The organism is Gelidibacter salicanalis (assembly GCF_016469035.1).
In the GTDB taxonomy this organism is placed as follows: domain Bacteria; phylum Bacteroidota; class Bacteroidia; order Flavobacteriales; family Flavobacteriaceae; genus Gelidibacter; species Gelidibacter salicanalis_A.
This window is the reverse complement of sequence record NZ_JAEHJZ010000004.1, coordinates 94,693-109,018: the sequence shown is the minus strand read 5'-3', so window position 1 is coordinate 109,018 and position 14,326 is coordinate 94,693. Positions and strand designations below refer to the sequence as shown.

At 39.0% G+C, this 14,326-nt stretch carries 15 protein-coding genes; 9 read left to right on the top strand and 6 right to left on the bottom strand.

Annotation, left to right across the window (positions count from 1 at the left end):
- Positions 1-129 precede the first annotated feature (129 nt).
- From JEM65_RS02520 to JEM65_RS02490, 7 genes are all read left to right on the top strand, one after another.
- Positions 130-1,182 carry a type III polyketide synthase gene (locus JEM65_RS02520; RefSeq protein WP_199596979.1) on the top strand — a complete coding sequence of 351 codons (1,053 nt, stop codon included), beginning with the start codon at positions 130-132 and terminating at the stop codon, positions 1,180-1,182.
- Positions 1,183-1,224: 42 nt separating this feature from the next.
- Positions 1,225-2,022, top strand: a complete 798-nt coding sequence (locus tag JEM65_RS02515; protein WP_199596978.1) for an SDR family oxidoreductase — start codon at positions 1,225-1,227, stop codon at positions 2,020-2,022.
- 39 nt (positions 2,023-2,061) lie between these two features.
- Complete coding sequence (locus JEM65_RS02510; protein ID WP_199596977.1) at positions 2,062-3,291, top strand: ElyC/SanA/YdcF family protein; 1,230 nt, start codon at positions 2,062-2,064, stop codon at positions 3,289-3,291.
- 66 nt (positions 3,292-3,357) lie between these two features.
- A complete protein-coding gene (locus tag JEM65_RS02505) occupies positions 3,358-3,807 on the top strand; it encodes a 3-hydroxyacyl-ACP dehydratase FabZ family protein (protein ID WP_199596976.1) in 450 nt (149 codons plus the stop codon).
- Positions 3,800-5,068 (top strand): beta-ketoacyl-[acyl-carrier-protein] synthase family protein, encoded by a 1,269-nt coding sequence (locus JEM65_RS02500; protein WP_199596975.1) that lies wholly within the window; start codon positions 3,800-3,802, stop codon positions 5,066-5,068. Before JEM65_RS02505 ends, JEM65_RS02500 begins: the two co-directional genes overlap by 8 nt.
- A gap of 33 nt (positions 5,069-5,101) precedes the next feature.
- Positions 5,102-5,353, top strand: a complete 252-nt coding sequence (locus JEM65_RS02495) for an acyl carrier protein (RefSeq protein WP_199596974.1) — start codon at positions 5,102-5,104, stop codon at positions 5,351-5,353.
- On the top strand, positions 5,353-5,934 hold the full coding sequence (locus JEM65_RS02490; RefSeq protein ID WP_199596973.1) for a 4'-phosphopantetheinyl transferase family protein: 582 nt from the start codon (positions 5,353-5,355) through the stop codon (positions 5,932-5,934). Before JEM65_RS02495 ends, JEM65_RS02490 begins: the two co-directional genes overlap by 1 nt.
- Here JEM65_RS02490 and JEM65_RS02485 read toward each other — a convergent pair.
- The 6 genes from JEM65_RS02485 to JEM65_RS02460 all read right to left on the bottom strand — a co-directional run bounded on the left by JEM65_RS02485 (position 5,915) and on the right by JEM65_RS02460 (position 12,755).
- A complete protein-coding gene (locus JEM65_RS02485; protein ID WP_199596972.1) occupies positions 5,915-6,841 on the bottom strand; it encodes an ABC transporter ATP-binding protein in 927 nt (308 codons plus the stop codon). The two genes, JEM65_RS02490 and JEM65_RS02485, sit on opposite strands and share 20 nt — an antisense overlap.
- Before the next feature lie 73 nt (positions 6,842-6,914).
- Positions 6,915-9,083 carry a prolyl oligopeptidase family serine peptidase gene (locus JEM65_RS02480; RefSeq protein WP_199596971.1) on the bottom strand — a complete coding sequence of 723 codons (2,169 nt, stop codon included), beginning with the start codon at positions 9,081-9,083 and terminating at the stop codon, positions 6,915-6,917.
- A 143-nt stretch (positions 9,084-9,226) separates the two neighbouring features.
- Complete coding sequence (locus tag JEM65_RS02475; protein ID WP_199596970.1) at positions 9,227-10,216, bottom strand: aspartate-semialdehyde dehydrogenase; 990 nt, start codon at positions 10,214-10,216, stop codon at positions 9,227-9,229.
- Between the two features lie 126 nt (positions 10,217-10,342).
- Positions 10,343-10,744 carry a large conductance mechanosensitive channel protein MscL gene (gene mscL / locus JEM65_RS02470; RefSeq protein WP_199596969.1) on the bottom strand — a complete coding sequence of 134 codons (402 nt, stop codon included), beginning with the start codon at positions 10,742-10,744 and terminating at the stop codon, positions 10,343-10,345.
- A gap of 276 nt (positions 10,745-11,020) precedes the next feature.
- On the bottom strand, positions 11,021-12,127 hold the full coding sequence (gene alr / locus JEM65_RS02465; protein WP_199596968.1) for an alanine racemase: 1,107 nt from the start codon (positions 12,125-12,127) through the stop codon (positions 11,021-11,023).
- Positions 12,120-12,755, bottom strand: a complete 636-nt coding sequence (locus JEM65_RS02460; protein ID WP_199596967.1) for a thymidine kinase — start codon at positions 12,753-12,755, stop codon at positions 12,120-12,122. Before JEM65_RS02460 ends, alr begins: the two co-directional genes overlap by 8 nt.
- A 103-nt stretch (positions 12,756-12,858) precedes the next feature.
- On the opposite strand from JEM65_RS02460, the gene JEM65_RS02455 reads away from it, so the two are divergent.
- The gene (locus tag JEM65_RS02455; protein WP_199596966.1) at positions 12,859-13,626 is read left to right on the top strand and encodes a hypothetical protein; all 768 of its coding nucleotides are present in this window, start codon (positions 12,859-12,861) and stop codon (positions 13,624-13,626) included.
- Positions 13,627-13,629: 3 nt separating this feature from the next.
- A complete protein-coding gene (gene rsmI / locus JEM65_RS02450; protein ID WP_199596965.1) occupies positions 13,630-14,307 on the top strand; it encodes a 16S rRNA (cytidine(1402)-2'-O)-methyltransferase in 678 nt (225 codons plus the stop codon).
- Positions 14,308-14,326 lie beyond the last annotated feature (19 nt).

Here is a 14,326-nt window from a genome sequence, read left to right as displayed (position 1 = left end):
CAGGTGAATGAAAAAGACATTGAAGTTAAAACAAAAATGTGAAATTTTGGCGCATTTTAACTTCATAAAAATCAGTTTAATCAGCAGTATCAGCGTCATCAGCGTTCCATTAAAAATTGTATCAAACACATGAAAGTAAAAATAACATCGGTTGCCAAGCAATTGCCAAAATATTCTAGAGACACAAAGGACATCATTCCGTATTTAAACGTGTGGCTAGATGGGCAGGAGGAGCGCTTTCAACGTAAAGTGATCAAATTGTTTGAAAATGCAGGGGTAGATAAGCGGTATTCTATTATGGATGCGGAAGAAGTGTTTTTGAATAGCTCTTTCGAAGAAAAAAATGACATTTATATCCGAGAAGTTATAACCTTAGGAGAACAAGCCTTATTGAAATCGCTAGAAAAAGCCAAGCTTCAGCCAACTGATATTGACTATATTATCACGGTCAGTTGTACAGGCATTATGATTCCGTCCTTAGATGCCTATCTGATCAATCGGTTAAAAATGCGACAGGATATTATCCGTTTGCCAGTAACTGAAATGGGTTGTGCCGCAGGAGTTTCAGGGATTATTTATGCCAAGAACTTTTTAAAATCCAATCCCAACAAACGTGCAGTGGTCATTGCGGTTGAATCGCCTACCGCTACCTTTCAGCTTGACGATTATTCCATGGCGAATATTGTAAGTGCCGCCATTTTTGGTGACGGTGCCGCAAGTGTAATTTTGTCTTCGTATGAAGATGATAAAGGTCCGGAAATTCTCGATGAGGCCATGTACCATTTTTATGATGCGGAGCAAATGATGGGATTTAAACTCGTCAATACGGGGTTGCAGATGATTTTGGATAAAGCAGTCCCTGAAACCATTTCAAGCCATTTTCCGCAAATTGTCCATCCGTTTTTAGAGCGCAACCAGATGAGTATTGAAGATTTAGACCATCTTATCTTTCATCCTGGAGGTAAAAAAATAGTACAAACGGTGGAGGAGCTGTTCGGTACTTTGGGAAAAAATATTGATGATACCAAAGAAGTTCTTAAATTGTATGGCAACATGAGTAGCGCGACGGTGTTATATGTGTTGGAACGTTTCATGGAAAGAGACTTGCCCAAAGGCGATATCGGATTGATGTTAAGTTTCGGTCCAGGATTTTCAGCGCAGCGGATTTTACTGAAATGGTAGTTGATAACCAAGTAAATCGGAATAATTTACAGAACAATTGATATGATTAATGAGTTTCAAAATAAAAATTATTGGGCCCTTATTTTGGGCGGCTCTAGTGGTTTGGGTTTGGCTACGGCCAAAACTTTAGCCCAACACGGCATGAATATTTGTATCATTCATCGTAATCCGCGAGCCCAAAAAGACAGTATTGAAACAGAATTTGATACCATTCGTAACACCGGCGTACAGTTTAAAGCCTTTAATGCAGATGCTTTTAAAATTGAGAAACGAAACGAATTAATCTCAGAATTAAAAGAGCTTTGTGGCGCAGAGGGACGTATTCGGACCTTGGTACACAGTGTTGCCAAAGGCAATTTAAAACCGATGCTTTCAGAGGATCAGCCTATTTTAAGTACTGACGATTTCAATTTGACTATCAATGCCATGGCCATTAGTTTGTACGACTGGACGCAAGCAATTTTTGAAGCAAAATTATTTGCTAACGATGCCAGGATCATCAGTTTTACGAGTGAAGGCAATACCAAAGCATGGAAGAATTATGCGGCAGTATCGGCTGCTAAAGTGACCTTGGAGGCGATTACAAGAAATATTGCTTTAGAATTTGCACCTTTCGGAATTCGGGCCAATTGCATACAAGCAGGCGTGACAGATACAGCATCTTTACGAATGATTCCAGGTAGCGAAGAACTAAAGGCACATTCCTTAAAAAGAAATCCTTTCAAGCGATTGACCACACCAGAAGATGTAGCCAACGTTGTATATCTGTTAAGTAAAGACGAAGCAAGCTGGATCAACGGCTGCGTGATTCCTGTGGATGGTGGCGAACATATCTCATAAACGGAGCTTATTGATTAAAATAAAAAACACCTTATGATTATGAAGTTTTTAATTGATAGAATCTGGATTGTAACACTGCTGTGTTCTCTGGTAAGCCTTGGTCAATCCATTGAAAATGACACTTCAAAAACAATACTACTCATACTGGGGTCTGGGAATTTAAATACGTCTATAGAACGGGCAGAAGTTGGTTTTAATGTTTATAACTCAAAAAAAGACGTCGACTATATTATTGTGTCGGGTGGTTGCGGGGCGCATAGTTCCAGTATTTGTGAGGCTACCATTATGGCTGATGTTTTAATCGCCAAAGGGGTTCCTGAAACTATAATTTATAAGGAAGAAAAGTCGAAAAGTACGGCTCAGAATTATTGCTACAGTCGCAACCTAAAACATTCAGATGGCACGAAATTAATTAATGACGGCGATCGGCTTTTTGTAGTGTCCAACCATTGGCATGCCATGTCGGTGTCAGGATGCTTTAGTGACAAAGATTTGGTGCATTCAAAGTATATCATTGAAGGTGATATTACTCCCAAACCAGATCATAAAACGGATTATGGCGCTATGTATGAAAACTGCATGAATAACCCAAATTACTGTAAATCTGTGCTTTGGCCTAAAATTGATGCTGCGTACAGTTTAAAAGACAAAAGGCGAGGTGTAGATATCCACAGTAAGTTTATTGAAGATATTCTGATAAGGGGTCAAGACTCTAGTGCTAGCTATTCCACAATAGCAGCCGCCCTTCCTGAATTTCTGGAAGATTGGAACTCAAATTTTGACGCAGCGTACTATAACAAATTCGAAAATCTTATTTATATATTTAAAGGTGAGCACTATGTCGCTTTAAAACCGGGATCTTCAACTATTGAAGATGGGTATCCCAAGCCGCTAAACACGTTATTTCCTGATCTATCAAATTATTGGCGGATGGGCCATTGGGATGCGGCCTTTTTTAATCCAAAAACAAAACATAGTTATGTTTTCAAAGGGGACCAATATCTTAAAATACCTTATAGAAAGAACAAATTACAAATCGTTGAAAGCCCTAAAATGATTTCAGATTTAGTTGTGAATTGGCCTTTTAATTGGGGGAAAGGAGATATTGATGCAGCCCTGTATACTGAAGCTACAAATGAAGTTTTGCTCTATCGAGGGCAAGAAATACTCAGACTTAAATTTGAGGGGGATCATTTGATCATTTTAAATACATCACCTCAAAAACTAAGTTTGGAATGGCCAACCGAATTTTTGGGAAACAGAAATTAAGTATTTTGTTAGGAAGCCTTAGAAAGTTGTGAATTCACCTTTTACAAAGAAAAAATAAAACTATAAATGACCTCAAAAGACATTATATCTTTATTGCCTTATGCAGATCCGTTTCTGTTTGTAGATGGTCTTTCCATAATTTCAGGAGAAGGCGCCACTGGGTACTATACATTTAAAGAAGCGGAATATTTTTTTAAAGGTCACTTTAAATCACATCCCATTACCCCAGGTGTTATTTTAACGGAGTGCATGGCGCAAATTGGTGTGGTATGCTTGGGGATATATCTGCTGAAAGATGATATAACTGAAAATTTTAAACCGCAAATTGCATTAACGTCAAGCTACGTGGACTTTTATCTACCCGTTTTTCCGGGGGAAACGGTGACCGTTATTTCTGAAAAAGAGGTGTTCCGATTCAATAAATTAAAATGCAACGTAAAACTTTTTAATGAAAAAGGCGAATTGGTATGCAGAGGCACCATTTCAGGAATGCTAAAATCTAAAAACCATGACTAGAGTTGTTATTACAGGAATGGGCGTTGTGGCACCAAACGGTGTGGGCTTAGAAGCGTTTAATGAGGCGATTAAACTCGGAACCTCAGGGGTTACCTATCACGACAATTTAAAAGCTGCTAATTTTTCGTGCTGTATTGGTGGGATTCCGCAGGTTTCAGAAGAAAAAAAATTGGAATATCTCACGCCTTTACAACTCCGAGGGTTTAACAGTTCAGGCATTTTGTATGGTTGTATGGCTGGAATGGATGCTTGGAAGGACGCCGGTTTTGAGATCGATCCTGATAGTGACTTGGATTATGAGTGCGGTTGCATTTTTGGTACCGGTACTTCAGGCGTTGAAAAATTCCGCGAAGCCATTTATAAAGTGGATGCCGGCGAGGTGAAGCGTATGGGTAGCACGGTCGTACTGCAAACCATGGCCAGTGGCATCAGTGCCTATCTTGGTGGGATTCTGGGTTTGGGTAACCAGGTTACAACCAATTCCTCAGCTTGTACAACCGGAACGGAAGCTATTTTAATGGGATTTGAGCGGATCAAGAACGGACATGCCAAACGAATGTTGGTAGGTAGTTGTAGTGATGATGGCCCTTACATTTGGGGCGGATTTGATGCCATGCGCGTCATGACTTATAAACATAATGACTCACCACAAAAAGGATCGCGACCGATGAGTGTTTCAGCAAGTGGTTTTGTGCCCGGAAGTGGCGCCGGTGCCATGGTTTTAGAATCTTTAGAAAGTGCTATAGAGCGTGGCGCGTGTATTTACGCGGAGGTTTTGGGAGGTCATGTTAATTCTGGTGGCCAACGCAATGGGGGTACGTTGACCGCGCCCAATCCGGAAGCTGTACAGCGTTGCATAACAAGTGCCATTGAAAATTCAGGAATTGAAGCCAAGACTATTGACGCGATAAACGGGCATCTGACCGCCACTTCAAAAGACAGTCTCGAAATTGAAAACTGGACCAAGGCCTTGGGTCGGACTGGGGCTGATTTTCCGTATATCAACTCGTTGAAATCGATGGTGGGTCATTGCCTCGCTGCTGCGGGAAGCATTGAAAGTGTAGCTACCGTGTTACAATTAAAGGAGCAGTTTGTGTTTCCAAACATCAATTGTGAGGATGTGCATCCTGAAATTCTGGAATTGATTGCTGATGAAAAAATTCCGAAACAGCTGTTAAAAAAAGAGTTGACCATCGCCGCAAAAGCTAGTTTTGGTTTTGGTGATGTCAACGCATGTATTATCTTTAAGAAGTATAACTAAATTATTCAAAAGGCTCTAGAGCTTATAATTTGTATGAAAAACGAAGAATTAATTGCCAAAATGAAAGCCATCGTCCAACCTTATGTTCAGGATGAAGGCGCTTTTAATGAGCTGTCAGAAGAGACGACATTTGTGGGCGATTTAAAAATAAATTCAGCCAATTTGGTAGACATTATTTTGGATGTGGAGGACGAATTTGATATCCGCATTGACAATGAGGAGATGGAGCAAATGCTTTCCGTAAAAGCGGCCATGGCAATTGTCAATTCCAAAATCGCTACCTAATGATTGGTAACGATATTGTCGATTTAGAATTTGCAAAATGCAATTCCCGTTGGCAAGAACAACGCTTTTTAGATAAGCTATTCAATACTGATGAACAGGATTTCATTCGTTCTGACGACCAGCAATTTCAAAATATCTGGCGTTTATGGACAATGAAAGAAAGCGTTTATAAAATCACTTCCAGAGCCGGTGGAAGGGTTCGGTTCAATCCGAAGGATTTTAAATGTGCTGTCATAAATTCCATCCAGGGACGGGTCTTTTATAAGAATGTTTCAGTGTCAACATTCACAAAAACACATCAGAAATTTATCCAAACTACTGCTTTTTTAAAGTCGCAGTGGACTTCAAAAATATTTCAATTTTCAAGTGCTGATTATAATGCCCAACACTCTGAAAGTGTTAGACATGCTTCAAAAGCGTATGCTGCTTATAAAAATGTTCCTAATAAGTCTGTTACGATTATTAAAAACCCCACAGGCATCCCACAATTTTATATTAATGGAGAAGTGCAAAAAGAACAACTCTCACTTACGCATCATGGCCATTATGGCGCGTGTGCATTTAACGTTCTAAAATCTTAAGAAAAACTTTCAAATCTACTTCTAAAGCTGTGGGATGCTCAAACCTTAGGATCGCATCCTCGTGTTCAGCTTCAATTAAATAATTCGGCCCTTTAAAATAATTTTGAACTACGCGTGCTTTAAGATCAGAATCTGCAACAGCCTGTAATTGGTGTGCATAAATGATTTGATCATTAAGCATATTTACTTCGCCAAAGAAAGACGCAATTAATGGGGTTTCTGGGTTGCGATACAACTCTTGAGGAGAATCATTGGCGATGATTTTAGAATCGTGAAGTACCAGCATTCTATCCGCAAAACCTAACACGTCTTCCTTATCATGGGTGGCGACAAGGCAGGTGATTTTCTTTTCTTTCAGGTATTTAAAAACACTTCGGCGTAAGGATTGCTTCTGGAAATTATCAATGTGGCTAAAAGGCTCATCCAAAAGGATAATCTCCGGTTGTTTTGCCAAGGCTCTTGCCAAAGCCACTCGTTGCTTTTGCCCCCCACTTAAAGTTTTGACTTTCGTTTTTGCAAAATCTTGGAGTTCTACAACATTTAAAAGCTCTTTAATACGCTCCTTCTTCTCTTCCGGAAAAAAGTTGGACAGGTGTTTGCCCACATTTTCTTCAACGGTGATAAAGGGCATCAAATCAAATTCCTGAGCCACATATTTCATATACTCGTAGCCAACTACAAGATTGTATTTAGGACCTAAGATCTCATTGTCTTTCCAGAAAATCTGTCCTTCATTTAAGTCATATTCGCCGTAAATCAATTTTAGGAGTGTTGATTTTCCAGAACCACTTTCCCCAATAATGGACAAGTGATCGCCTTGTTCTACCGTAAAGTCTAAATCTTTTAACACAGGAGTTTCCGTGTGTTTGGGGTTGTATGAAAAAGTGATGTTTTTTACGTTTAACATAGTGTAGATAAAAGAAAACCTTTCAATCCGTAAAACATCAGACTGAAAGGTTTTTATAGTTTAAAAATTGATGTTATTTGCCTTTAACCTTCGTCATGGTTTTATTTGGTAACTCTTTATAGCCCATATTGTAAAGCGTGAAACCGAAAATATCAGCATACTGCTCAATGGTTTTGCTTACAGGAGTTCCTGCACCGTGGCCTGCATCAGTTTCAATTCTGATTAAAGTTGGATTCATGCCAGTTTGCTTACTCTGTAATTCCGCTGCAAATTTAAAACTATGCGCAGGAACCACACGATCATCATGATCTCCAGTAGTAATCATAGTTGCAGGATATGCCACGCCCTCTTTCACATTATGGACTGGCGAATAGCCTTTTAAATAGTCAAACATTTCTTTGTTATCTTCAGACGTTCCGTAATCATAAGCCCAACCTGCACCTGACGTGAATGTATGGTAACGTAACATATCCAACACCCCAACTGCTGGGATGGCAACTTTTACTAAGTCTGGACGTTGCGTCATGGTCGCACCAACTAAAAGTCCGCCGTTTGATCCACCACGAATGGCTAAATAATCTGATGAGGTATACTTGTTGTCAATCAAATATTCTGCAGCAGCGATAAAATCGTCAAACACATTTTGCTTTTTAAGTTGAGTACCGGCATCATGCCATTTTTTACCATACTCTCCACCCCCACGAATGTTAGGAACGGCATACACACCACCTTGCTCCATCCAAACGGCATTGGCAATGCTAAACGATGGCGTCATTGAAATGTTGAAGCCGCCGTAACTGTATAAAATGGTAGGATTTTTACCGTTAAGTTCCGTACCTTTCTTATAAGAAATAAGCATCGGAATTTTTGTGCCGTCTTTTGAAGTGTAAAACACTTGCTTGCTTTCAAAATCCTCAGGATTATATTTAATTTCTGGTTTTTTATACACCCCAGAAGCCCCAGTTTTAGGATTGAGTGTGTAAATTGTGCTTGGTGTGATGTAATTAGAAAACGAAAAATAAACTGTTTCATCATCCTTTTTGCCTCCAAATCCACCGGCACTTCCTACGCCTGGAAGTTCAATTTCTCTCACCAATTTACCATCGTAATCGTATTGTTTTACTTGAGATACAGCATCCACCATATAACTTGCAAAAATATACCCACTACTTGTTGAAGCGCTTAATACATTTTCTGTTTCAGGAATAAAATCCTTCCAATGTTCTGGACTCGGATTTGAAGCATCTACAGTGACTACTTTTTGGTTTGGTGCATTTTTATTGGTGATGATATATAAAGTGCTGCCCACATTTTCCATAACAGAAGAATCCGTATCAAAATTGTTTAAAATCGTTACGATTTTACTGTTAGGTTTTGACAAGTCTTTCATTAATAATTTTGAACCAGACGTTGAACTTCTAGGGTAGATAAACAAATATTTTCCGTCTTCAGTAACGCTTCCGCTTACATAACGGTGTTTTTCTTCTGGTGTCCCACCGTAAATCAACTGGTCTTGCTTTTGAGACGTTCCTAATTTATGATAGAAGAGTTTATGTTGGTCAGTTTTTGCAGAAAGTTCACTCCCTTTAGGTTTGTCATAACTTGAGTAATAGAACCCATCGTTATTTTTCCAGGAGATGCCGCTGAATTTAACATCAACCAGGGTGTCTTCAATCTGTTCTTTGGTTTCAATATTCATTACGATGACCTTACGCCAATCGCTCCCACCTTCTGAAATGGAATAGGCCAAAATTTTGCCGTCTTTAGAGAAACTGATGCCGCCTAAAGAAACAGTGCCATCATTACTGAAGGTATTTGGATCTAAAAAAACCTCTTCTTTATCATCGTCATTCTTCTTTCTGTAAATCACTGATTGATTTTGAAGTCCGTCATTTTTATAGAAATAAGTATAATCGCCTTCAATAAAAGGGGCGCCAACTTTTTCATAGTTCCAAATCTCTTCCAAACGGTCCTTAAGCTCTTGGCGGTATGGAATATGAGCTAAATAATCGCCAGTAACTTTATTTTGGGCTTTTACCCAATCCCCGGTTTCTTCACTTCTATCGTCTTCGAGCCAGCGGTACGGATCATTTACTTGTTCTCCAAAATAAGTATCTACACTGTCCACTGTTTTTGTTTCAGGATACGTCACAGCAATTGCATTGGAATTTTTGAGTTCATTTTCGTTTTTGCAGGCGGTAATTGTAGTGAGAATTATTATAGCCAGCGCTAAGTTTTTCATAGGAGTAACGGTGTTTAGTGTTGTGTTCCAAAAATAAACAAAAAAGCCCCTACAAACGGATGTAGAGGACTTTTTAATATTTTCTTAAGAAATATCTTAATACGTTTAATCTTAAAAGTATTCCTTACAATTAGAGGCTAAGGCTAAAGGAGTTTATTAGCCATCAGGTATTCAGCAATCTGAATGGTATTGGTAGCGGCACCTTTTCTTAAGTTGTCACTTACAATCCATAAATTAAGTGAGTTTGGCTGTGATTCATCACGACGGATCCGTCCCACAAAAACATCATCTTTTCCATTAGCGTAAATTGGCATTGGATAGGTGTTTACATCAATATTGTCCTGAACTACAACACCTGGGGTCTGACTTAGGAGTTTACGGATTTCCGTCACATCAAAATCATTTTTAAACGCGATGTTTACCGATTCACTGTGACCTCCTTCTGTAGGGATTCTCACTGCAGTTGCAGTAACTGCAATAGAACGGTCGTCAAGAATTTTTTGAGTTTCTCTGACCAGTTTCATTTCCTCTTTGGTGTAACCGTTTTCTTCAAATACATCGCAATGTGGAATGGCATTTTTATGAATTGGGTAAGGATAGGCCATCTCACCTTGGACACCTGCCAATTCGTTTTCTAGTTGTTTAACAGCCTTCAATCCAGTGCCTGTAATAGATTGGTAGGTAGAAACCACAATCCTCTTGATACTGTATTTTTTATGAAGCGGTGCCAAAATCATCACCAACTGAATGGTAGAGCAATTGGGGTTCGCGATAATTTTATCTTCTTTGGTCAGCTGATCAGCATTGATCTCTGGTACAATTAACTTTTTAGACCCGTCCATTCTCCAAGCGGAAGAATTGTCAATAACGGTGGTACCCACTTCTGCAAATTTGGGAGCCCACTCTAAAGACGTGTCTCCTCCTGCAGAAAAAAGTGCAACGTCTGGCTTATTGGCAACAGCTTCCGCCAAACCAATTACCTTATAGGTCTTATCCTTAAACTTAATTTCTTTACCCGCAGACCTTTCTGAGGCTACGAGCATCAATTCTGTAAATGGAAAATTACGTTCTTCAAGAACTTTTAACATTACTTCGCCAACCATTCCAGTGGCACCAACAACGGCTACTTTCATAATTCAAAATTATTTAAGGAGCTAATGTAACCATAAATTGAGAGCGATTAAAGAAGATTTTAAAAAAAAAAGAACCCGATCCATTTGAGGAATCGGGTTTAAGTTAGGATATGAGGTGTAGCGGAATTATTTTTTTAATGCGTCTCTGATTTCCTTCAGCAAGTCAATTTCAGTTGGTCCTGCTGGTGCAGGTGCGGCTTTTGGTTTTTTAGTTTTATTATACGCTTTAACAATTATAAACAATACGAAACCAACAATTAACAAGTTAATGATAGAGTTGACCCACTTCCCATACATAATTGCATTTTCTGGTTTGGTGATTGTGCCATCAGCAGCAATATCAGCTGGAGATAAGACATATTTCATATCGGCAAAATCAACGCCTCCCGCAAAGTTACCTACAATAGGCATCATAATGTCAGTTACAAATCCATTTATCACTAAGCCAACGGCACCTGCAAGAATAACGGCTACGGCTAAATCTATAACGTTGCCAGTCATAATGAAATTTTTAAATTCTTTCCACATAATACATTGATTTAAGTTAGTTGTTAATTGCTAATGTATGAAAAATTGAGAAATGTTAAATTTCTAGGAATGTTTTATTCTCTAGTTAAAGGTTAAAGCCCTGCAATTCCATTGCAGTTACTTTAGTTTCTATAAATATTTTAGCCACGAACCTGCCCGTCCGTTCAGGCGGGTACACAAATAATTATGTGTTTTTTCCTATTCTTTATCGGCTATTTCACGAAACAGACTTTCAGTCTGCAAATATAAAACTATGGATTTCCAATTCATAGTGGTTTATTTTATGATGATGCGCTTTACCCGTTGCGAAATTGCGGTAACAAGCTCATAGGAAATGGTGTTTGCGGTATTGGCTAGGTGTTCTGCGGTATGCGACGTATCAAAAATAATGACTTCATCACCCTCTTCACAGACAATACCCGTAATGTTGACCATGATCATGTCCATACATACATTGCCAACAATAGGTGCTTTTTGGCTCTTAATAATCACATATCCTTTGCCTTGTCCGTATTGCCGTCCAATACCATCAGCATGACCAATAGGAATGGTGGCGGTGGTAATTGCTTCTTCACTTTTAAAGGCCCGATTATAGCCTACCGTTTCTCCTTTTTCAATGTGATGGATTTGAGAAATGACCGACTTTAATGTTGCTATCGGTTTAAAATTTTTATTTTCTTTTTCAGAATTACCGAAACCGTAAAGACCTATTCCGCTTCTGACCATATCGAGATGAGCATCAGAATAATTTAAAATTCCTGAGGTATTGCTGAGGTGAAGCAAAGGTTTATAATCAAAAACTTTCTCAAAGGTTTCGGTGATGTTCTTAAACGACTGTATTTGTTGCTCTGTAAATGCTTTTTCGCTTAAATCTTCACTCGCTGCCAAATGCGAAAAGATTGATTTTATATGTATCGTTTCTGACCATTGTAGTTTAGAATGTATTGTTTGGATATCCTCAAGATCAAACCCCAGTCTATTCAGGCCGGTATTAAATTTGAGATGGATGGGATACTGCTTTTGATTTTTAGCGGTAGCAACTTCTAAAAACGCGTTTAACACCTTCCAATTGTAAATGCTGGGTTCTAAACAGCGCTCTATAATGGTATGGAAACTTGTTGGTAACGGATGCAGTACTAAAATGGGTTTGGTAATCCCCGCATTTCTTAGGGCAACGCCTTCACCGGTATAGGCCACCGCAAAATAATCAACACCCAAATCTTGAAGATAGAGTGCTATAGTATCCGCATCATTGCCATAAGCAAAGGCTTTTACAACGGCTAAAAATTTAGTATCCTTTTGGAGTTTTGATTTGAGATATTCAAAATTGTGTTTTAGAGCAGAAAGATCAATTTCGAGTACAGTTTCTTGCGCTTTAGGCATTGGAATCTTTTAGTTTTTCAGTATCATTCACTTTCTTGGGACTCATTTTGTCTTTTGCCATGGCCTTGTAAAAAGCACCACGACTTAAAGGCTCATATTCATCCACTTGGCCCAACATAACCAGCGCATCATTTTGAGATTTTCTGTAACTGTATTGTGCCAAATTTCCGGTGCGGGTGCAAATAGCGTGCACTTTGGTAACATACTCGGCAGTAGCCATTAAATTGGGCATGGGGCCAAACGGATTGCCCTTGAAATCCATATCTAATCCCGCAACAATTACCCGAACGCCTTTGTTGGCCAAATCATTGCACACACGAACAATTTCATCATCAAAAAACTGGGCTTCGTCAATCCCAACCACTTCACAACCATCAGCCAAAATAGGAATATTTGCTGCGGCGGGAACTGATGTCGAACGAATTTGGTTAGCATCATGAGACATTACCATGTCTTCGTCATAACGTACATCAACAGCGGGTTTAAAAATCTCCACTTTTTGTTTTGCAAACTGGGCACGTTTAAGACGCCTGATCAATTCTTCGGTCTTACCAGAAAACATTGATCCACAAATAACCTCAATCCACCCAAATTGTTCTTTAGGATTTACTGTATTTTCAAGAAACATTTCGTAATTTTAACACTAAAACAAAGCTCATCCTCGTTTTATATAAAGGTGGCGTAAATTTATTAAAAATCATAAGCATAAATTAGAATTAAAGTTAAAAGTTATGAAGAAGAAGTTGGAGTCGGAATTAATGAGCATTGCGCATAGAATTCTTAAATTGAAGGGGAAAGAGAATGTTGCCGAACTGCATCGTGAAACAGGTCTTTTATATGAAAAATTGAGTGTTTTGAAATTTGCCAATGAAAACCTGGAACAAGGCTTACCTACTATAGGAGTGGATTCTTCATTCTTTGATATGTTAGATGTTGCCTTCAATAATAAAATAAGTGATAACATTGAACGTGGTGATAAAATATATGTCAATCTTGATGAAATAGAAGATGACGGCATCATGGAGCCCGTGATGGAGAAAATTAAAGATTTGGTGGCACAAATGCCTCACGAAACGCATGAAGTTGATGCCTTTTTTGAGCAGACACCGCCTCCAGCATCCGCTCCTACATCTCCTCCCCCAGAGGCGCTAGAGCCTAAGGACGATTTTGATGAATTGACTGCAGGTTTTAAAAATATGCCGGTGTTTGATCCTGTATCTGCATCCAAGTCTAAAGAGCAACTGAGAAAAACTTTGAATGATAAACTCAAACATGGCCTTAATATTGGTCTCAATGATAAAATAGCGTTTATAAAACATCTTTTTGATGGCCAGCGTGAAGATTATGAACGCGTCCTGTCTCAAATCAATACCTCTAGTTCTTTTGAGGAGGCACGGAATTTAATCCAGAATATTGTCAAGCCAGATTATAACAATTGGGAAGGTAAAGAACCAATTGAAGAGCGTTTTATGGGGATTATTGAAGGTAAGTTTGATTAATAGATGAGTAAATTATTTATTGTACCAACCCCTATCGGTAATCTCAAGGATATGACCTTTAGAGCTGTTGAGGTGCTAAAGGAAGTCGATCTGATTTTGGCTGAAGACACGCGCACGTCTGGAAAACTCCTGAAACATTTTGAAATTGCTACCCGTTCGCAATCGCATCATATGCACAATGAACATAGAACGGTAGAACATTTAATTGAAAAAATTAAATCCGGGACGACCATTGCTTTAATTAGTGATGCGGGTACGCCTGCCATTTCAGACCCTGGATTTTTATTGGCACGTGCCTGCATTGAGCACGGTATTGAAGTAGACTGTTTACCGGGAGCCACTGCATTCGTCCCTGCTTTGGTGAACAGCGGTTTGCCCAACGACAAATTTGTTTTTGAAGGGTTTCTTCCGGTCAAAAAAGGCAGGCAAACACGATTCTTACAACTTGCAGAAGAAACACGAACCATGATTTTTTATGAGAGTCCGCATAAACTCATCAAAACCTTAGCGCATTTTTGCGAGTATTTTGGTGAAGATCGGCCTGTTTCCGTCTCTCGGGAATTGACAAAACTCTATGAAGAAACCATAAGAGGCACCGCTAAAGAAGTGCTGGAGCATTACACTCAAAAACCTCCTAAGGGCGAAATAGTCATTGTAGTAGGTGGCAAACCTAAGGAGTAATCAATTTCTTATAACTTTT